The organism is Sphingomonas sp. ABOLH, assembly GCF_003951715.1.
Lineage (GTDB): Bacteria > Pseudomonadota > Alphaproteobacteria > Sphingomonadales > Sphingomonadaceae > Sphingomonas > Sphingomonas hankookensis_A.
In genome coordinates, this window is record NZ_QQWV01000062.1 from 1 (window position 1) to 16638 (window position 16638).

17 protein-coding genes and 1 pseudogene are annotated in these 16638 nt (G+C 67.2%); 7 read left to right on the plus strand and 11 right to left on the minus strand.

The annotated features are described in order from the left end of the window. Window positions 1–236: 236 nt before the first annotated feature. Complete coding sequence (locus CA237_RS18135; RefSeq protein WP_066691790.1) at window positions 237–2741, minus strand: glycoside hydrolase family 3 protein; 2505 nt, start codon at window positions 2739–2741, stop codon at window positions 237–239. A gap of 221 nt (window positions 2742–2962) precedes the next feature. On the opposite strand from CA237_RS18135, the gene CA237_RS18140 reads away from it, so the two are divergent. Continuing rightward, complete coding sequence (locus tag CA237_RS18140) at window positions 2963–4159, plus strand: ROK family transcriptional regulator (protein ID WP_126015142.1); 1197 nt, start codon at window positions 2963–2965, stop codon at window positions 4157–4159. Between the two features lie 4 nt (window positions 4160–4163). Here the strand turns inward: CA237_RS18140 and CA237_RS19785 are convergent, their stop codons facing one another. Continuing rightward, window positions 4164–4310, minus strand: coding sequence for a hypothetical protein (locus tag CA237_RS19785; RefSeq protein WP_164523919.1), 147 nt, complete (start codon window positions 4308–4310; stop codon window positions 4164–4166). Between the two features lie 71 nt (window positions 4311–4381). Between CA237_RS19785 and CA237_RS18145 the strand changes: the two genes are divergently transcribed. Both CA237_RS18145 and CA237_RS18150 read left to right on the plus strand, forming a co-directional pair. Continuing rightward, the gene (locus tag CA237_RS18145) at window positions 4382–4831 is read left to right on the plus strand and encodes a nuclear transport factor 2 family protein (RefSeq protein ID WP_241215546.1); all 450 of its coding nucleotides are present in this window, start codon (window positions 4382–4384) and stop codon (window positions 4829–4831) included. Between the two features lie 111 nt (window positions 4832–4942). Continuing rightward, on the plus strand, window positions 4943–5872 hold the full coding sequence (locus CA237_RS18150; RefSeq protein WP_126015144.1) for an ROK family protein: 930 nt from the start codon (window positions 4943–4945) through the stop codon (window positions 5870–5872). 115 nt (window positions 5873–5987) lie between these two features. Here CA237_RS18150 and CA237_RS18155 read toward each other — a convergent pair whose 3' ends face one another. From CA237_RS18155 to CA237_RS18165, 3 genes are all read right to left on the minus strand, one after another. Then, window positions 5988–6323 carry a DUF3060 domain-containing protein gene (locus CA237_RS18155; RefSeq protein WP_066691799.1) on the minus strand — a complete coding sequence of 112 codons (336 nt, stop codon included), beginning with the start codon at window positions 6321–6323 and terminating at the stop codon, window positions 5988–5990. A gap of 73 nt (window positions 6324–6396) precedes the next feature. After that, window positions 6397–7743, minus strand: a complete 1347-nt coding sequence (locus CA237_RS18160; RefSeq protein WP_066691802.1) for an MFS transporter — start codon at window positions 7741–7743, stop codon at window positions 6397–6399. 234 nt (window positions 7744–7977) lie between these two features. Then, a complete protein-coding gene (locus CA237_RS18165; protein WP_066691804.1) occupies window positions 7978–9369 on the minus strand; it encodes a Mur ligase family protein in 1392 nt (463 codons plus the stop codon). Window positions 9370–9417: 48 nt separating this feature from the next. Between CA237_RS18165 and CA237_RS18170 the strand changes: the two genes are divergently transcribed. Next, the gene (locus tag CA237_RS18170; RefSeq protein ID WP_066691806.1) at window positions 9418–10233 is read left to right on the plus strand and encodes an LD-carboxypeptidase; all 816 of its coding nucleotides are present in this window, start codon (window positions 9418–9420) and stop codon (window positions 10231–10233) included. Between the two features lie 4 nt (window positions 10234–10237). Here the strand turns inward: CA237_RS18170 and CA237_RS18175 are convergent, their stop codons facing one another. From CA237_RS18175 to CA237_RS18185, 3 genes are all read right to left on the minus strand, one after another. After that, entirely contained in the window at window positions 10238–10420 is a 183-nt protein-coding gene (locus CA237_RS18175) for a hypothetical protein (protein ID WP_066691808.1), read from the minus strand. 38 nt (window positions 10421–10458) lie between these two features. Continuing rightward, window positions 10459–10917 carry an NYN domain-containing protein gene (locus tag CA237_RS18180; RefSeq protein WP_066691810.1) on the minus strand — a complete coding sequence of 153 codons (459 nt, stop codon included), beginning with the start codon at window positions 10915–10917 and terminating at the stop codon, window positions 10459–10461. A 122-nt stretch (window positions 10918–11039) separates the two neighbouring features. Further along, window positions 11040–12233, minus strand: coding sequence for a penicillin-binding protein activator (locus CA237_RS18185; protein ID WP_066691813.1), 1194 nt, complete (start codon window positions 12231–12233; stop codon window positions 11040–11042). A 13-nt stretch (window positions 12234–12246) separates the two neighbouring features. Here CA237_RS18185 and rsmI point away from each other — a divergent pair, with 13 nt between their 5' ends. Continuing rightward, on the plus strand, window positions 12247–13083 hold the full coding sequence (rsmI, locus tag CA237_RS18190) for a 16S rRNA (cytidine(1402)-2'-O)-methyltransferase (protein WP_066692754.1): 837 nt from the start codon (window positions 12247–12249) through the stop codon (window positions 13081–13083). Between the two features lie 41 nt (window positions 13084–13124). On the opposite strand, the gene CA237_RS18195 is transcribed toward rsmI, so the two are convergent. The 3 genes from CA237_RS18195 to CA237_RS18205 all read right to left on the minus strand — a co-directional run bounded on the left by CA237_RS18195 (window position 13125) and on the right by CA237_RS18205 (window position 14443). After that, a complete protein-coding gene (locus CA237_RS18195) occupies window positions 13125–13322 on the minus strand; it encodes a hypothetical protein (protein ID WP_126015146.1) in 198 nt (65 codons plus the stop codon). Window positions 13323–13466: 144 nt separating this feature from the next. After that, window positions 13467–13826, minus strand: coding sequence for a GntR family transcriptional regulator (locus CA237_RS18200; protein WP_066691818.1), 360 nt, complete (start codon window positions 13824–13826; stop codon window positions 13467–13469). A 38-nt stretch (window positions 13827–13864) separates the two neighbouring features. After that, window positions 13865–14443, minus strand: coding sequence for a nitroreductase (locus tag CA237_RS18205; RefSeq protein ID WP_066691821.1), 579 nt, complete (start codon window positions 14441–14443; stop codon window positions 13865–13867). 158 nt (window positions 14444–14601) lie between these two features. Here CA237_RS18205 and CA237_RS18210 point away from each other — a divergent pair, with 158 nt between their 5' ends. Both CA237_RS18210 and CA237_RS18215 read left to right on the plus strand, forming a co-directional pair. Next, window positions 14602–16233, plus strand: coding sequence for a peptide MFS transporter (locus tag CA237_RS18210; RefSeq protein WP_066691822.1), 1632 nt, complete (start codon window positions 14602–14604; stop codon window positions 16231–16233). Between the two features lie 96 nt (window positions 16234–16329). Continuing rightward, a pseudogene (locus tag CA237_RS18215) lies at window positions 16330–16494 on the plus strand (acyltransferase family protein); the annotation flags it as partial. Between the last annotated feature and the right edge of the window lie 144 nt (window positions 16495–16638).

Genomic DNA, 16638 nt, shown 5'->3' on the forward strand with positions numbered 1-16638 from the left:
CGGAGGAATTGTACGCCCTCTTCGGCACCGGCTATCTCGGCTACACAGCGGCCAGGGCCTGGGGGAAGGCGAAAGGCGCCGAACGCTAAAGATCCTCGCCATTCCATGGGGAGGGGGACCGTCGCCGTAGGTGATGGTGGAGGGGGCTCGCCCCGCAACGCAACGGTTCCGTAGGCGGATACCCCCCTCCACCATGCTGCGCATGGTCCCCCTCCCCGCGGATCGGGGAGGACCTTTTACTTGCAGCTGAGCTTCACGTCCGCCGTGGTGCCGAGCGCGACGCGTGCCACGCTGACCGTCATCGTGCCGTCGGTGGTCAGCACGAACGGCGTGTCGACCTTGCCCATGTTCACATTGCCGCCGAAGCATTTGAGCGGCACGCCCAGCGTCTTCCACTGGCCGGTGCCCAGCGGTTCGAGCCGGCCGAGCGCCACCTGCCCGCTACCCGGACCGCTGCGCAGCGACAGGGTGACCGGCCTGGTCGGGGCGGCATCGACCCGCATCGTCGCGGTCAGCATCACGTCGCCATTGGTCTGGCGCGTCAGGTCGACCGGCGACTGGGTGCTGAGCAGGATCTGCGCCGGGCCGCTGCCATCGACGACGAAGCGGCGCGCGCCTTCCTGAACACCATGGTCGGTCGCGGTGACCTTCACGCGGCCGGCGCCCGACTGTGCCGGGACCGTCGTGATGCGGGTATTGCCGCCGGTGCCGGCGCCGCCGACCTCCAGCGACCATGCGGTCGCGGGCAGGCCCTTGTCCATGAACACGTCGCCGGCATCGGCTTCGGCCACCTTGGCGTCCTCCGACAGGGTCGGCACGACCGTCCTGCTGGCGCCGGTCAGGCCATAGCCCAGCGGAAACTGGGTCGGACCGGTGGCATCCGCCGTCGCCGGCCACGGGAAGGACAAGGTGCCGGTGAAGTCGCGCTTCGCCTTGCCACTGCGGTCCTTGAGCAGCACATCGGCGACCCCAGCCCCTTCCGATCCGGGCAGCCACGCGACGACGAACGCATCGGCGGCGTTGATCGCGGCGTTCACGAACAGCGGGCGACCGGTCAGCATGACGGCGACGACGGGAATGCCCTGCGCCTTCAGCTTCTTCATGGTTTCAATGGGTTGGCGCAGTTCGGGGCGCAGCTGCAGCGTCTTGATGTCACCCTGGAACTCGGCATAGGGCGTTTCGCCGAACACGACGATCGCCGCATCGGGCTTGGCGCCGGTGAAGCTGCCATCGGGCGACAGCATGGCCGAACCGCCCGCCGCCTTGGCCGCGGCGTCGATCCCCTGGTAGATCGAGGTCGCGCCGGGGAAATATTTCGGATCGATCCCCGTCCCCTGCCACGTCAGCGTCCAGCCGCCCGACTGGCGCGCGACGTCGTCGGCCCCGTCACCGGCGACCAGCACCCGAGCCCCGGCCTTGATCGGCAGCAGCGAACCGTTGTTCTTGAGCAGCACCAGCGACTTGGCCACCGCTTCGCGCGCGATCGCGCGGTGCTCAGGGCTGCCGAGCAGGTCGAACTTGCCCGACAGCGGGCGCGACGACGGCTTGCCCGCGTCGAACAGACCGGCGCGCAGCTTAACGCGCAGGATGTTGGATACGGCGTCGTCGAGGCGTGCCATCGGGACTTCGCCCGACTTCACTTGGGCGACCAGGTTTTCCCAGATCGGCTTCCAGCTGTCGGGCGCCATGTACATGTCGAGACCGGCGTTGATCGCACGCGGGCACGACGCGTTGGTGCAGCCCGCCACCTGGCCATGCGCGTTCCAGTCGCTGACGATGAAACCGCCAAAGCCCATGCGCTTTTTCAGCACATCGGTCATCAGGCCCTTGTGACCGGTAATCTTTTCACCGTTCCAGCTCGAAAAGCTGGCCATGACCGTCTGCACCCCGGCGTTGATCGCCGAGACATAGGGCGTGCCGTGAATGTCGCGCAGCTGGGTTTCGGAAATCTTCGCGTCGCCCTGATCCTGACCGCCAAAGGTGCCGCCGTCCGCCAGGAAATGCTTGGTCGAGGCGAGGACGTAGGGACCCTTCAACTGGTTGGTCGATCCCGGCGCGCCCTGCAGCCCTTCGATGAACTGGGTGACGTAGCTGGCGACGAGCTTCGGATCGGACGAATAGCCTTCGTAGGCGCGGCCCCAGCGCAGGTCCTGCGGCACGGTGATCGTCGGCGCAAAGGTCCATTCGATGCCGGTCGCGCGGATTTCGGCGGCGGTCGCCTGCGCGATCTTCCGCATCAGCGCCGGATCGTGCATCGCACCCAGCCCGACATTGTGCGGGAACAGCGTCGCACCGACGATATTGCTGTGGCCATGCACCGCGTCGGTGCCCCAGATCACGGGCACGCCGACGCCGCCGCCGCTCTTGTCGACCGACGCTTCGTAGAAACGGTCGGCGAGCTTCAGCCATTCGGAAGCGGGCGCGAATTCGTCGTTGTTCGGCGCGGAATTGCCGCCGTTCAGGACCGAGCCGAGGTGATAGCGCTTGACGTCTTCCGGCGTCAGGCTGGCGATGTCGCCCTGCACGACCTGCCCGACCTTTTCCTCCAGCGTCATCCGCTTGAGCAGGTCGGCGATGCGCGCCTCGATCGCAGGGTCGGCCTTGTACGGCCAGTTCGCCCGCGGCCAGAGTTCGGGATGGACGGTCGCCGCCGGCGCCGGCGCCGGCACGGTCTGTGCCGCGGCGGGCAGTGCGCCCAGGCACAGGGCGGTGCCCAGCAGATACGTCGTAACCGGTTTCATGACATCGCTCTCCCCGACGTGCGCGCGAACCGCACATTCCTCTTGCCCACCCGTTCGGCAATTCCGACAGCGTTGTCAACGATCATTGCGCGGTTTTCGATAGTGAGTTTCGGATTGAACCGCGGGTCCGGCTGGTCCACGCTGTTGTCCGACAAACCGGCGGCCCGACCGTCGTACAGGGAGAATTCGGTGTTGCCCCCCATCCATGCGGTTGCCGGTCGGTGACGATCGAGCGCGCGCCCATCCGCCTGTCGGGAACCAATCTCGAACGTGCGGCGGACCATAACCAGCGGGTGACGCTGCACGCGATCCGGGTGTCGGGGTCGCTGACCCGGATCGACCTGGCCAATATCACCGGGCTGACCCCGCCGGCGATCGCCAACATCACCCGGCGGCTGCTGAGCGAAGGGCTGGTGCTGGAGGCCGGGCAGCGGCGCGGCGGGCGCGGGCAGCCGCCGACCAAGCTGGTGGTCAATCCCGCCGCCTGCTTCGCGATCGGCGTCAATATCGACCGCGACCATGTGACGATCGTGCTGGTCGATTTCGCGGGACAGACGCTGGCGCGCGCATCGCAGGAAGTCGAGTTTCCGATGCCCGACGACGTCGCCGCCTTCTATCAATCGGCGATCGACCCGCTGATCGCCGAGGCGGGGGTGGACCGCCAGCGCATCGTCGGCATCGGCGTCGCGCGGCCCGACGATCTGGGCACCGTCGACCTGCCCGGCCGCCCGGACAATTATACCGTCTGGGAAGGCGTCGACATGGCCGAGCTGTTCGCAGCACCACTCGACCTGCCGGTCTTTGTCGAGAACGACGCCGCCGCCGCCGCGATGGGCGAATTACAGCTGGGACATGGCCAGCATCAGGCGAGCTTCTTCTATGTCCTGATCTCCTCGGCACTGGGCGGCGGGCTGGTGCTGGACGGCAGCTATTATCGCGGGGCGCAGGGGCGATCGGGCGAGCTGGGCTTCCTGCTGGGCAGCGACGGCAAGGGCGGGCAGGCGCAGATCCAGCATACCGTGTCGCTGTCGGGGCTGTCGCACCCGCTGCGCGATGCGGGCTTCACCCTGGCCGACATGCTGGGCGGACGCAGCGACGATCCGGCGCTGCTGGCGGTGGTCGACAGCTGGATCGATGCGTCGGTCGAACGGCTGGTCGAACCGCTGGTCGCGATCAACTGCCTGATCAATCCGGCGGCGGTGTTCGTCGGCGGACGGCTGCCCGGCGGGCATGTCGATACGCTGGCCGAGCGGCTGAACGCGCGAATGGCGACGGTCGGCAATGTGCCCGCCCTTGCCCCGGTGCGCCGCGCGATGCTGGCGGAGGATGCCCCGGCGGTCGGTGCGGCGATCCTGCCGTTCAGCCATTTCCTGCTGCCGAGCGCCACCGCCCTGTGGAAGGCCGAGGAGGCCGGCTGAGCGATCAGCCGCTGGTCGGTCGCCGCGGCGGGCAGGGAGCGGCGGGCGTCGCCCCGCCCTTGAACGCGGCGACCAGCGCCAGTTCGAAACGGGTCCCGCATCCGGTGGCGGGTGCGGGCGCAGGGTCGGGTGACAGGGGATCGTTCCGCATGGCGTCGCCTCCGTGATCGGACCAGTATCGCCGGGCATGGTTAATTCGCAGTTAGCGATAAGAGAGGGAATATGATCGTACGTATCGGTGCCATGGGTGGCATGATCGCCGCCGCCGCGATGAGCGTCACCGCGCCGGCCGTCGCCGCGCCGCAACCCTCGGCGGCGATCGAGGCGCTGGTCGACCGGTTCGATGCCGCTCGCGCGGCGTTCGACCCCGACGCCCTCGCCGCCACGCTGGCGGACGACTATGTCGAGATTTCGCCGGTCGGCACGGTCGATTCCCGCGCCGAGGTGCTGGGCTTCTATGCGCCCGACAAGCGCCACCCCGCCCCGCCGATGCGCCATGACGAACGGGTCGTGCGGGTGAGCGGCAACACCGCATCCGTGACCGAACGCAAGGCGATCACGCTGCCGAACGGCACGGCGCGGGCGATCCGCGTCGGCTATGTCGCGCGGCGCACAGGGAATGGGTGGCGGCTGGTATCGGCGCAATATACCCCGATTCCGCCGGCCCGCTGAGCACCCGGTCGCGCCTAGGAGCACGCAATTAGAATTTCAATTTGCTCTTTTCCCCGAATCCTGCGACGCTGAATCGATATTCACAAGTAAAACGGGTTTTGGGGGATGAACATGACTTTCGATCCGGCGGAACGGGGCAGGCATGGCGCGTTGCCGCTGGCCGGGATCGAACTGGGCGGGACCAAGTGCGTCTGCACGCTGGCGCACGGACCCGACGCCATCCTGGCGCAGGAAACCGTACCGACCGAACATCCCGCCGTCACCCTGCCGGCGATTGCTGCTATCCTGCAAAAGTGGTGGGACGCCGGGGGGTTCGCCGCACTGGGCATCGCCAGCTTCGGCCCGGTCGATCTCGATCCGTCCTCGCCGACCTGGGGCCATATCCTCGCCACGACCAAACCCGACTGGCCGATGACCGATGTCGCCGGTGCGTTGTCGAGCCGGTGCGACGTGCCGGTCGCGTTCGATACCGATGTCAACGGTGCGGCCTTTGCCGAGGTGCTGTGGGGCTGTGCCAAGGGGCTGGACGATTTCGCCTATGTCACGATCGGCACCGGGGTCGGGGTCGGGTTGCTCGTCAACGGCAAGCCGACGCGCGGGATCGGCCATGCCGAGATCGGCCATCTGCGCGTGCCGCGCCTGGCCACCGACACGCTGCCCAGCGGCTGCCCGTTCCATGACGATTGCGTCGAGGGGCTGGCATCGGGCACGGGCATCAAGGCGGCGCTGGGCGATGTCCATGTGTCCACGCTGGCGAACGATCATCCGGTGTGGGACCGGGTCGAGTCGGCGATCACCGCAATGTGCCATGCGATGGTGTGCACCACGGGGCCGAAGCGGATCGCGATCGGCGGCGGGGTGATGAACAAGCAGCCGCATCTGCTGGCGCGGATCGAACCGGCGCTGCGGGCGAGCATCAACGGCTATCTGCCGCTGCCCGAGCGCGACTATGTCGTCGCCCCGGCGCTGGGCGATCAGGCCGGGCCGATGGGGTCGATCGCGCTGGCGCAGGTGGCACTGGCGGAGCGGGTGGCGGCGTAGGGCTGGCCTCTCGGAATAAGCGACGTCACCCCGGACTTGATCCGGGGTCCCGCTTATCATCGACGGAAAGAAGCGGGACCCCGGGTCAAGCCCGGGGTGACGATAGGGTAGAGTTCTATCGCTGCATCGACACCCGGTTGCCCGCCCCGGCGACACTGACGCGCGCCTTGCTGCCATCAGGGGTGCGGTAGAGGACGGTGTTGCTGGCCCCGGCGATCCTGACCGAGGCGCGCGGGGCGAGGTCGATCGTCACGCGGTTACCGGCCCCTTCGATCACCAGCGCGCTGCACCGGCCGGTGATCATCATGGTATTGCCCGCCCCCTCGACGGTGGCGACGCCGCCGCCGCAGTCGAGTTCCTGCGTCGCTCCCGCCCCTTCCTGACGGACCTGTGCCGGCAGCGTGGCGGGCAGTACGAGGGCGGACAACAACAGCGCGGCGCGAACGGCCATGATCTCTCTCCCGGGACAATCAGGCGGTTAGCCTAACCGGATCAGGGGTAGGAAACCATGGTCGCTGCGACGATCAGTGAAGGCTCTTGGCCGAAGCGGCGTTGCGTGGGGGCGTGCGGCCGGCGGCGATGGCGAAGGCGCACAAGGCGGCATAGCAGAGCGCCGGCACGACGAACGCCGCGCCATGGCCGAGCGCACCCGACACCAGCCCGACGATCAGCGGGATCACCGCCCCGCCGAAGATCGCGGTGCAGAGCAGCCCCGAGGTTGCCGCCTCGCTGGCGGTCGAGCGTTCGAGGGTCAGGGTGAAGATGACCGGGAACATGATCGAGTTGAACAGGCCGATGGCCAGCGCCACGAAGCCCGCCCCGACCCCGCCGACGAACGCGACATAGAGGCACATGGCGACGGCGATACCAGTGAACAGCGCCAGCAGCTTGTGCGCCTTGACCTGCGACAGCAGCACCGACCCGATCGCGCGGCCGACCATCGCGCCCAGCCAGTAGAAGGCGACCGCCTTGCCGGCTTCCTGCAACGACACGCCGGGCACGCCGTCGCTGCCCATGGCGAGGCCCAGCAGCGGCACGCCGAACGCGGCGTCCGAAGCGGCCCAGGCATCGGCGTTGAGGAACAGCGCCATCTGCGTGCCGATGGCGACTTCGGCGCCGACATAGATGAAGATCGCGGCGGCGCCGAGCACCGCCCAGCGCGACGAGAAGGCGTCGCGCAGCAGCGCGGCAGGCGACGGGGTGTTCGCAGGCGCTTCCGGCACGGCGGCCGACACAACCTTGCGGCTGAGGAAGAAGAACACTGCCAGTGCGGCGATCAGCCCGGCGATCCAGAAATAGGCCCGGTCGATCCCGGCCAGCGCGCCGGCGCGCACCGCTTCGGTCAGCACCGTGCCGTCCTTTACCTCGACCCCTTCGAGGAACAGGCTCGCGCCGAGCAGGGGCCCCAGGAAGGTGCCGAACGAGTTGAACGTCTGGCTGAGCGTCAGGCGGAAATGGCTGAGCTTGGGGTCACCCAGCGCGGCGGCCAGCGGGTTCGCCGCGACCTGCAGGATGGTGATGCCCGAGGCGAGGATGAACAGGCCGAGCAGCACGATCGGGAAGACGGCGAGGTTCGCCGCGACCAGCATCGTCAGGCAGCCGACGACCATGGTGATGAGCGCGAACAGGATCGAGGGCACCGCCTTCAACCGGCCGAGCAGGATCGCGGCGGGCATCGAGACGAGGCCATAGGCGAGAAAGAAGGCCGATGCGGCGAACTGCGCCTCGAAATCGGACAGGGTGAAGATGCCCTTCACCGCCGCGACCAGTGGGTCGATCAGCGATGTGATGAAGCCCCATGCGAAGAACAGTGTCGTGACGGCGGCGAATGCCAGCCCGGTGGTGGCGGAACCCGCCCGTGTCTGTGCCAAAAGCGGCCTCCCCAACTCGGTCCTTGTCGGACTAATTCGACAATTTGCTTGCGATATTGGTCCGGTCGCCGAGCAGGCGGGCGATGTCAAGGAATTGGTAAGGATTGGGAGGTTCGAGGAACCATCGCCCCCGCCCCAGCGTCACCCCAGCGAAGGCGGGGGTATCCGGCGGCGAGGAGTGCGCTCCATAACCGGGAGATCCCAGCCTGCGCCGGGATGACGAATTTGGCAACTTCAGCCCAGCCGCGCCACCATGCCCGCCGCCAGTTCCGACAGGGTATCGTCACGCGCGCCCATCATGACGATGCGGTCGCCGGGGCGGGCCTGTTCGACGAGGAACGCCGCCGCTGCGTCGCGATCGGCGATGTGGCGCGCCGGGGCGCCGAGTGCCGTCAGGTCGGCGACGATGTCTGCGCTGGTCACTTCGCGGGTGACCGTCCCGCCGCGATAGACCGGATCGGGGAGCACCAGCAGGTCGTCGGCCACCAGCCGATCGGCGAACATCGCCACCAGTTCGCGCCGCATGACCTTCAGCGGGCCATAGCCGTGCGGCTGGAAGAACAGCAGCAGCCGGCCCGGCGCGCTGCGCAACGTGGCGATGGTCGCGGCGATCTTGTCCGGGTTGTGGCCGAAATCGTCGATGACGGCGACGCCGCCGGCCTGCCCCACCAGTTCGAAGCGGCGCTTGAGACCGGAAAAGCCGGCGATCGCCCGCGCCGCATCGGCGATCGGCACCCCGACCGCCGCCACGGCGCCGATCGCCGCCAGCGCATTGGCGACGTTGTGCCGCCCCGGTACAGCGAGGGCGACGGGATAGGTCGCTCCGTCCGCCGCCAGTTCGAACCGGCTGGCAAAGGGATCGAGCACCAGCGCGCGGGCGGCAAGATCCGCATCGCCCTCCACCGCGAAGGTCGTGCGCTTGTCCGCCGGGATCGTCGCCGCCAGCGCCGCCGCCTCGGCATCGCCGACATTGACGACCACCCGCCCCGCCCGCTCGGCGAATCCGCCGAACAGCGCGCGCAGTTCGTCGAGCGATTTGTGGTCGAGGCTGACATTGTTCAGCACCGCGACGTGCGGTCGGTAATAGGCGATAGAGCCGTCGCTCTCGTCCACCTCGCTGACGAACGCATCGCCCTGCCCGACCAGGGCGCTGGCGAAGGGGCGGTCGGGCGCGGCGAAGTCCTTCATCACCGCGCCGTTCATCACCGTCGGATCGCGGCCTAGCGCGTGGAGGATGAAGCCGATCATGCCGGTGACGGTCGACTTGCCGCTGGTGCCCGCGACCCCGATGGACAGCGTTGCTGCATTGAACAGTTCGGCGAGCAGTTCGGCCCGGCCCATCCGCTTCGCGCCGACGCGGTCGGCGGCGACGATGTCGGCGACGGTCGGTTCGATCGCGGCGGAGGCGATAACGATCTGCTCGGCCGACGCGATGCCGCTGCCATCCTGCGGGTAGAGCGCGATGCCAAGGGCACGCAGGGCATCGAACTTGGCGGGCAGGCTCGCCTGGTCGAGGCTGCGGTCGGAGCCGGCGACGGTCGCGCCGCGCCCGGCGAGGATCATGGCGAGGGGCATCATGCCCGACCCGCCGATCCCGACGAGGAAGAAGGATTTGCCGTACAGCATCGCGTGGCGCTATCGGGGTTGGTCCTGAGTGGCAAGCGGGGTTGCGTGATGCGTATCGGAGTCGTGGCACCGGCACGGCGGGTGGATGAGGAACAGATGGCCCGGACTCAGGGCTATGCCGCTCTCACCTATCCGACGCTCGACCTGGTCGTGCATCCGCAATGCTTCCTCGATGTCGGGCATTTCGCCGGGACCGACGAACAGCGTGCCGCCGCCTTTCTCGAATTCGCGAACGATCCGGGCTTCGACGCGATCTGGTTCGCGCGCGGCGGGTACGGGTCGAACCGCATCCTCGACACGGTGATGCCGCAGCTCAATCGCGCCGCGGCGGCGAAGAGCTATCTCGGCTTTTCCGACATGGGGTTCCTGCTCGGCGCGCTCTATGCCCGGCGGATCGGGCGGCCGGTCCATGGCCCGATGGCGGCGCAGGTCGGTAAGGCCGGCGGCACCAACAGCGCGGCGCGAGCGCTGGCGTGGCTGGTCAATCGCGACCGCACGATGCTGGCCCCGGAGCTCGACGGAAGGCCGACCGTCGCGTTCAACCTTGTCATCTTGTGCGCGTTGATCGGTACGCCGTGGCTGCCCGACCTGACCGACCATGTCGTGATCGTCGAGGAAGTCGGCGAGGATCTGTACCGCATCGACCGGCTGTTGTGGCAGCTGAGCGAGGCGACGCAATTGAAGGGCATCGCCGGCATCCGGCTGGGCGCGGTGACTGACCGCCATCCCGACGATACGGGGTTCGGCGAGACCGAGGAACAGATCGCCGCCAAATGGGCTCGGGCGATGGGCGTGCCGTATCTGGGGCGGGCGCATGTCGGCCATTATGCCGATAACATGGTGGTGCCGTTCGGGGTGGCGTGACGGGTTACCAGTTCGGCGGCTTATGAATCGTGTCGGTCGGCGTCGCCACCGGGTCGCTCAACTGCGAACTGGCGAGCAGATGTACGCGCGGATCGATCTTGAAATCAGCCAGTGCCTTGAGTTCGATGCTGCCCTTTGGCCGCGGCGGCACCAGTCCGACCACCGTACCGCAGTCAGCCTTCGCCATGCGGATCGGCGTGAGCAGGTCGGAATCGTTAGAGACGATTACTGCGCATTGGCAGTGCCCTGATAGGCATCACGCAGCAGATGCGCGGCGAGGTTCACGTCCGACCCCTTTTCCTCGCTCTTGTAGGTCCAAGCTTTTACGGGGTTACCGGCCGGATCGAGCTGGAGGACCGGCTTTCCGCCCATGCGCCGATAGCGACCGGTCGCGGGATCGGTTTCCACCATCACCTGACTGACGACCGAACTCATGAACGTCCCCAGATGCACTTCGACTCTGGGCAGTGAACGCAGCGCCTGAAGATACGCGAACTGGCGGGTCGGCTGGTCGGGGTCCTGCGGACGCGCATCGACCTGTGCCGTAAAGTAATGGATCTTGGTGACGCTGTTGCGCGGCAGCAGCTGATCGCACCAACGCTCCAGATCGAGCCATCTGTACGGCGTGCCTTTCAGCAGCCCATAATAGAGGTTGAACCCGTCGATATAGACATGGGTGTTCAAGGCGCCTGCCCTACAAAGAGCAACGGCGGGCTTTTGGCCCGCCGTGCGCCCGACGGCCGAAGCTCATCAGGGGAGTAATATTTTCTTATTAAGATAAAACATCGCGAATTGCAAAATCGCTCCTACTCCCCGAACGTCCGCGGCGCGGGGCTCACCGTCACCGCACCTCCCGTCCGCACCTCCTGCACCTCCAGCGCGCGTTCAGCCACGCCGTCGCGGCCGAAGCGGAAGGCGCCGTCGAGCCCCGCGAAGCCGTCCTCGGCACGCAACCGGCTTTCGGGAAAGTCGCGGCCGATTGCCCAGTCGCGGGCGATGCGGACGGTCAGCAGCACCGAATCATAGCCCAGACTCGACAGGCGGTATGGCGCGGCGTTGAAGCGGGCGCGGTATTTGGTCACGAACTGGCGATACAGGCCGTTCGAGACGCTGGCATACCAGGCGCCATTCAGCGCCGGCATCGATCCCAGGCCGGTTTCGGTGTTCCACAATTCGGTGCCAAGCACCTTGGCCGAACGGCTGGTCGACCGGCGGATCGCGGGCACTGCCAGCGCCGCCTGCCCTGCCTGATCGGCGATCAGGATCGCTTCGTAGGGCGAGGTCTTCGGCAGCTTCGCGACCGCCGCCGCGATCCCGCCCCGGGCATAGGTCTGGATCGAGACGACCTGTCCGCCGGCCTGCTCGACGGCGCGGAGGAAGCTGGTCGAGGCGCGCTGGCCATAGACGCCGGCAGGCACGAGGCCGGCGAACTGGGTCATGCCGTTGGTGCGGGCATAGCCGACGACCCGGTCGATCGACTGCGCCGGGGTATAGCCCAGCAGATAGGCACCGCCCCCGGCAACCGACACGTCGTTCGAATAGCTGATGACCGGCACCTTCGCCCCGCGGGCGATCGGGGCCACCGCGCGCACGTCGTCGGCGAGCAGCGGCCCCAGGATCAGCCGGTTGCCCTCCGCAATCGCGCGCTGCGCGGCGGCGGCGGCGCCGAGCGCGGTGTCATAGGTAGTGATTCGCACCCGTTCGCTGCGCGTGTCGAGCAGCGCCAGCTGCGTCGCATTGGCGATCGAGCGCCCGACCCCGCCATTGGGACCGCTGAGCGGTACCAGCAGCGCGACGCGGTGACGCTGATTATCCTCGGGAATGCCGCCGGTGACCGGGCCGGGCCGGGTCGGCTGCGGGCGGGTGGTGGTGGGCGGCGCCTGTTCGACCGGCCCCTTGGGAACGATGGTCGCGCACCCCGCGAGCAATGCCGCGCCGATCAGCGCCGTGGCGCGCGCGATGTGGTGCCGCCATTGCCGTGGCGCTATCGTGTCTGCCATGGACCTACCCCTGATGACCGAAAAACTTGTCCCCGGCCTCTACATCGTCGCGACCCCGATCGGCAATCTCGCTGACCTAACTATCCGTGCCGCCGATATTTTATCGCGCGCCGATGTGATCGCGGTCGAGGACAGCCGGGTAACGGCGGGGCTGTTGCGCCATATCGGGGTCAAGCGGCCGATGATCCCCTATCACGACCATAATGCCGAGGGGATGCGCCCGGGGCTGATCGCGCGGATGGCGAGTGAGGCGGTGGCGCTGGTGTCCGATGCGGGGACGCCGCTGATCTCCGATCCCGGCTACAAGCTGGTGCGCGATGCGCGGGCGGCGGGGCATGTCGTCGTCACCATTCCGGGTCCGTGCGCGGCGATCGCGGCGCTGACGCTGGCGGGCCTGCCGACCGACCGGTTCCTGTTCGCCGGCTTCCTGCCGTCCAAGGTGCATGCCCGGGCGGAGGCGATTGCCGAGATCGCCGGCGTCCGCGCGACCCTGGTCTTCTATGAAAGCGGGCAGCGATTGTCGGCGACGCTCGCCGCGCTGGCGGAAGGGCTGGGCGAGCGCGAATGCGGCGTCGCGCGCGAGATCACCAAGCGGTTCGAGGAGTGCGTGACCGGCACATTGTCGGCGCTGGCGGAGCGCTATGCCGATGCGCCGCCCAAGGGCGAGATCGTGATCGTAGTCGCCCCGCCCGGAGCCCCGGCGCCCGCGACGCAGGACGATGCCGACACGGCGCTGCGCGAGGCGCTGACCCGGCTGCCCACGTCGAAGGCGGCGGGCGAAGTGGCCAAGGCGTTGGGGCTGGACCGGCGCGAGCTGTACGCGCGGGCGATGGCGATGAAGGGGGAGTAGGGCGGACCGGTCCGCCATCCTTACGTAACCCCGGACCGGGTTTACGCCGCGATATTGCGCAGCGCGGTCATCTGGGTCGGGCGAACCGCATGGTTGATCGGCAGCGTATCGCCGCAGCAGGCACATTCGGCGATGATCCGCCCGACGAACCATTGCGACGCCCCGCAGGTCGGGCAATGGTTGCGACCATGCAGCGCGTAGAGGGGCACGCGGGTCGGCATCAAGGCGGTTCGTTCCACGGCAGTCTCCCTGTTGAAAAGGGAACGCCACCACCGCGCCACGGTTCCGTTACGAAGGGTACCAAAGACCGACGAGGACACGAAAGGTTCCAGACTGCAAGCGGCGACAGGCCATACCCGCCACCGGTCCGCCGCAGTTCCCGGTCAGGCCGGCGCGCGTTCGTCCAACAGCGTGTGCGCGTCAAGTCCCAGCAGGTCAATATGCGCGCGAATCCGTGGCCAATGCCCGCTCAGGAAGCGTTCGCGCTCCGCCATGCGCAACCGCTCCACGGCGCCGGGCAACACGAACATGCCGACGCCGCGCCGGACCTCGACATAGCCATCGTCCTGAAAGGTCTGGTACGCCTTGGCGACGGTCAGCGGGTTGGCGCCATGTTCGGCGGCAAAGGCGCGGACCGACGGCAACTGGTCCCCCGTGCGATATTCCCCGCGCAGGATCGCGGCGGCGATCAACGCGCGCAGGCGCAGATATACGGGCGTGTCCTCATGATCGATCGCTGTCATGCTGACTTAATACAGCAAGCGGCAAAAATGTCCATCATTCAACCGGACCATCGCGTACCGATGCGTGCCGGGTCGGGACGCGGCCGTTCGTCGAGCGGCCGGCCGGGCGAACCGATGAAAACGAAGCCGGCGATGCGGTCGTTCGCTCCCCCGAAGGCATCGCGCACCCGGTCGCTGAACGCCATCCATCCCGTCAGCCAGCTGGCGACATAGCCCATGGCGTGCGCGGCATGGAGCAGGTTCATCGTCGCCGCCCCGGCCGACAGTTCCTGTTCCCAGCGCGGGATATGGCTGTCGACCGGCGCGGACAGGACGACGATCAGCGCCTCGCCCTCATGCGCGAAGCGGTCGCAGGCTTCGAGATGCGCTTCGGTCGCCTTGGGATTCTCCACCACCTGCGCCTCGCGCAGCAAGGCTGCGAACGCCGCGCGCTTGTCCTGCGGCACCACGACGAAGCGCCACGGGGCGAGCTTGCCATGGTCGGGCGTGCGCGCGGCGATCGCGATCATCGCATCGATCTCGGCATCGCCCGGCCCCGGTGCGACCATGTCGCGCGGCTTGCCCGAACGGCGGGTGCGCAGATAGTCGAGCAGCGTGGAGCGGTCGTTGAAGGTCATGGGCCGCGATGTAGTCGCCGCGGCACGGCAGGCCAAGCATCGTCACATTCGCAACAATCTCGCTTGGCATCGCGATTTTCGCCGTTAGGCTCGCTCAATCCGCGTGCCCCGCCCATAAGAGGCGACGGGCGCGCCAGTTTTTTGCGGGGGATGCATCCTTGTTCGGCCTACCCATCATTCCATCGATCGCAGCGGGGTTCCTGATCCTGCTGTTGCTGCTGGGCGGCGTCGCCGCGGCCAGCAAGGGCGAAGAATTCGCCGGCCATCCCAAGGGGCTGTACGTCCTGTTCTTCGCCGAGATGTGGGAGCGCTTTTCCTATTACGGCATGCGCGCGTTGCTGATCTTCTACCTGACGAAGCACTGGCTGTTCGGCGACGGCGAATCCAACCTGATCTACGGCGCCTATACCTCGCTGGTGTACATCACGCCGGTGCTGGGCGGCTATCTCGCCGACCGCTATCTGGGACAGCGCAAGGCGGTGCTGTTCGGCGCGGTGATCCTGACCATCGGCCATCTGCTGATGGCGTTCGAGGGACAGACCGGCATCACCGATCCGATCGTCAAGCAGGCCGATCCCGCGATCAACGTGTTCTGGGCGGCGCTGGCCTGCATCATCGTCGGGTCGGGCTTCCTGAAGGCGAACATCTCGGTGATCGTCGGGCAGCTCTACAGCCGCACCGATCTGCGCCGCGACGGGGCCTACACCATCTTCTATGTCGGGATTAACGTCGGCGCGGCGCTGGGCGTGATCTTTGCCGGTTTCCTCGGGGAAACCTATGGCTGGGCGTACGGCTTCGGCGCGGCGGGCATCGGCATGCTGCTCGGCCTGATCGTGTTCGTGCTGGGCAAGCCGCTGCTGAAGGGTCAGGGCGAGGCCCCGCGCCCGCTGTCCAAGGGCACCGAATGGGGGCTGTACGGCCTTGGCGTCGCGTCGATCGGTGTGATCTGGGCACTGATCCAGTATCAGTCGGTGATCGAGACGCTGCTCATCATCTCGGGCGTCGCGCTGCTCGGCTATGTGCTGTTCGAATCGTTCAAGCTGCCCAAGGAACCGCGCGAGCGGATGTTCGCCATCCTGTTCCTGATCGCGCTGAACCCGGTGTTCTGGGGCCTGTTCGAACAGGCGGGCGGCTCGCTGAACCTCTATACCGACCGCTATGTCGATCGCGGCGGGGTGCCCGCCTCGTTGTTCCAGTCGATCAACGCGATCTACATCGTGCTGCTCGGCCCGATCTTCGCGGCGTTGTGGGTGGCGCTGGCCAAGCGCAATCTCGAACCCTCCGCCCCGGCCAAGTTCGCGCTGGCGTTGCTGCAGGTCGGCTTCTCGTTCCTGCTATTCGTGTGGGGCGCCAGGACCGTCGGCCCGGAAATCGCGACGCCGGTGCTGTTCGTCTTCCTGATCTATTTCTTCCAGACGACCGGCGAGCTGTGCCTGTCGCCCGTCGGCCTGTCGGCGATGAACCGGCTGGCGCCCAAGCACCTCGCGTCGCTGATCATGGGTGCGTGGTTCTACATGACGGCGGTCGGCAATTTCGTGGCCGGCAAGATCGGTGAGGCGACCGGCGGCCATGACGGCGAAATGACCAAGGAAGGCACGTTGTCGGTCTATAACAGCATCGGGTGGTGGACGATCGGCATCGGCGTGGTCGTGCTGCTGCTCTCCCCTATCGTGAAGCGGTGGATGCACCTCGACACGCTGGCCGACGATGCCGACCACAGCCTCGCGGGCCAGGCCGAGATCGGCGAGCCGAAGGCGGCGGGTGTGGATGTGTGGAAGGAAGAGAAATAGGGCAGTCGACAAGCTGATCAGTTCCTGGCGGGGTGTTGCTGCATTGCAGCAGCATCCCGCTCGTGCTATCCGCCCGCCATTCCGGGGGGATAGCAGATGATTAAGTATCGCGAGGATATCGATGGTCTACGGGCAATCGCGGTCCTGCTGGTAATCGCGTTCCACTGCGGCTTCGCGCGCTTCATTCCTGGGGGCTATGTCGGCGTCGACGTATTTTTCGTCATCTCCGGCTATCTCATTACCAAGATCATTTTTACCGATGCGCAGGCGGGGCGGTTTAGGGTCAGGACCCATTGATGTGAGCGTCGCGATCTGATTCAGGCTCCGCGAGGAGACCGGAATGAGTGACCTGTTTTGGCTGACGGATGAGCAGATTGAGCGGCTGCGGCCGTTCTTTCCCAAGAG

What these genes read in the sequence shown, in the direction of transcription:
- CA237_RS18200 (WP_066691818.1), bottom strand. Translation starts at nt 13,826, where the DNA reads ATGACAGCGATCGATCATGAGGACACGCCCGTATATCTGCGCCTGCGC.
- CA237_RS18155 (WP_066691799.1), bottom strand. Translation starts at nt 6,323, where the DNA reads ATGGCCGTTCGCGCCGCGCTGTTGTTGTCCGCCCTCGTACTGCCCGCC.
- CA237_RS18165 (WP_066691804.1), bottom strand. Translation starts at nt 9,369, where the DNA reads ATGCTGTACGGCAAATCCTTCTTCCTCGTCGGGATCGGCGGGTCGGGC.
- CA237_RS18135 (WP_066691790.1), bottom strand. Translation starts at nt 2,741, where the DNA reads ATGAAACCGGTTACGACGTATCTGCTGGGCACCGCCCTGTGCCTGGGC.
- CA237_RS19785 (WP_164523919.1), bottom strand. Translation starts at nt 4,310, where the DNA reads ATGCGGAACGATCCCCTGTCACCCGACCCTGCGCCCGCACCCGCCACC.
- CA237_RS18205 (WP_066691821.1), bottom strand. Translation starts at nt 14,443, where the DNA reads ATGACCTTCAACGACCGCTCCACGCTGCTCGACTATCTGCGCACCCGC.
- CA237_RS18150 (WP_126015144.1), top strand. Translation starts at nt 4,943, where the DNA reads ATGACTTTCGATCCGGCGGAACGGGGCAGGCATGGCGCGTTGCCGCTG.
- CA237_RS18145 (WP_241215546.1), top strand. Translation starts at nt 4,382, where the DNA reads ATGATCGTACGTATCGGTGCCATGGGTGGCATGATCGCCGCCGCCGCG.
- rsmI (WP_066692754.1), top strand. Translation starts at nt 12,247, where the DNA reads ATGACCGAAAAACTTGTCCCCGGCCTCTACATCGTCGCGACCCCGATC.
- CA237_RS18175 (WP_066691808.1), bottom strand. Translation starts at nt 10,420, where the DNA reads ATGGCGAAGGCTGACTGCGGTACGGTGGTCGGACTGGTGCCGCCGCGG.
- CA237_RS18170 (WP_066691806.1), top strand. Translation starts at nt 9,418, where the DNA reads ATGCGTATCGGAGTCGTGGCACCGGCACGGCGGGTGGATGAGGAACAG.
- CA237_RS18185 (WP_066691813.1), bottom strand. Translation starts at nt 12,233, where the DNA reads ATGGCAGACACGATAGCGCCACGGCAATGGCGGCACCACATCGCGCGC.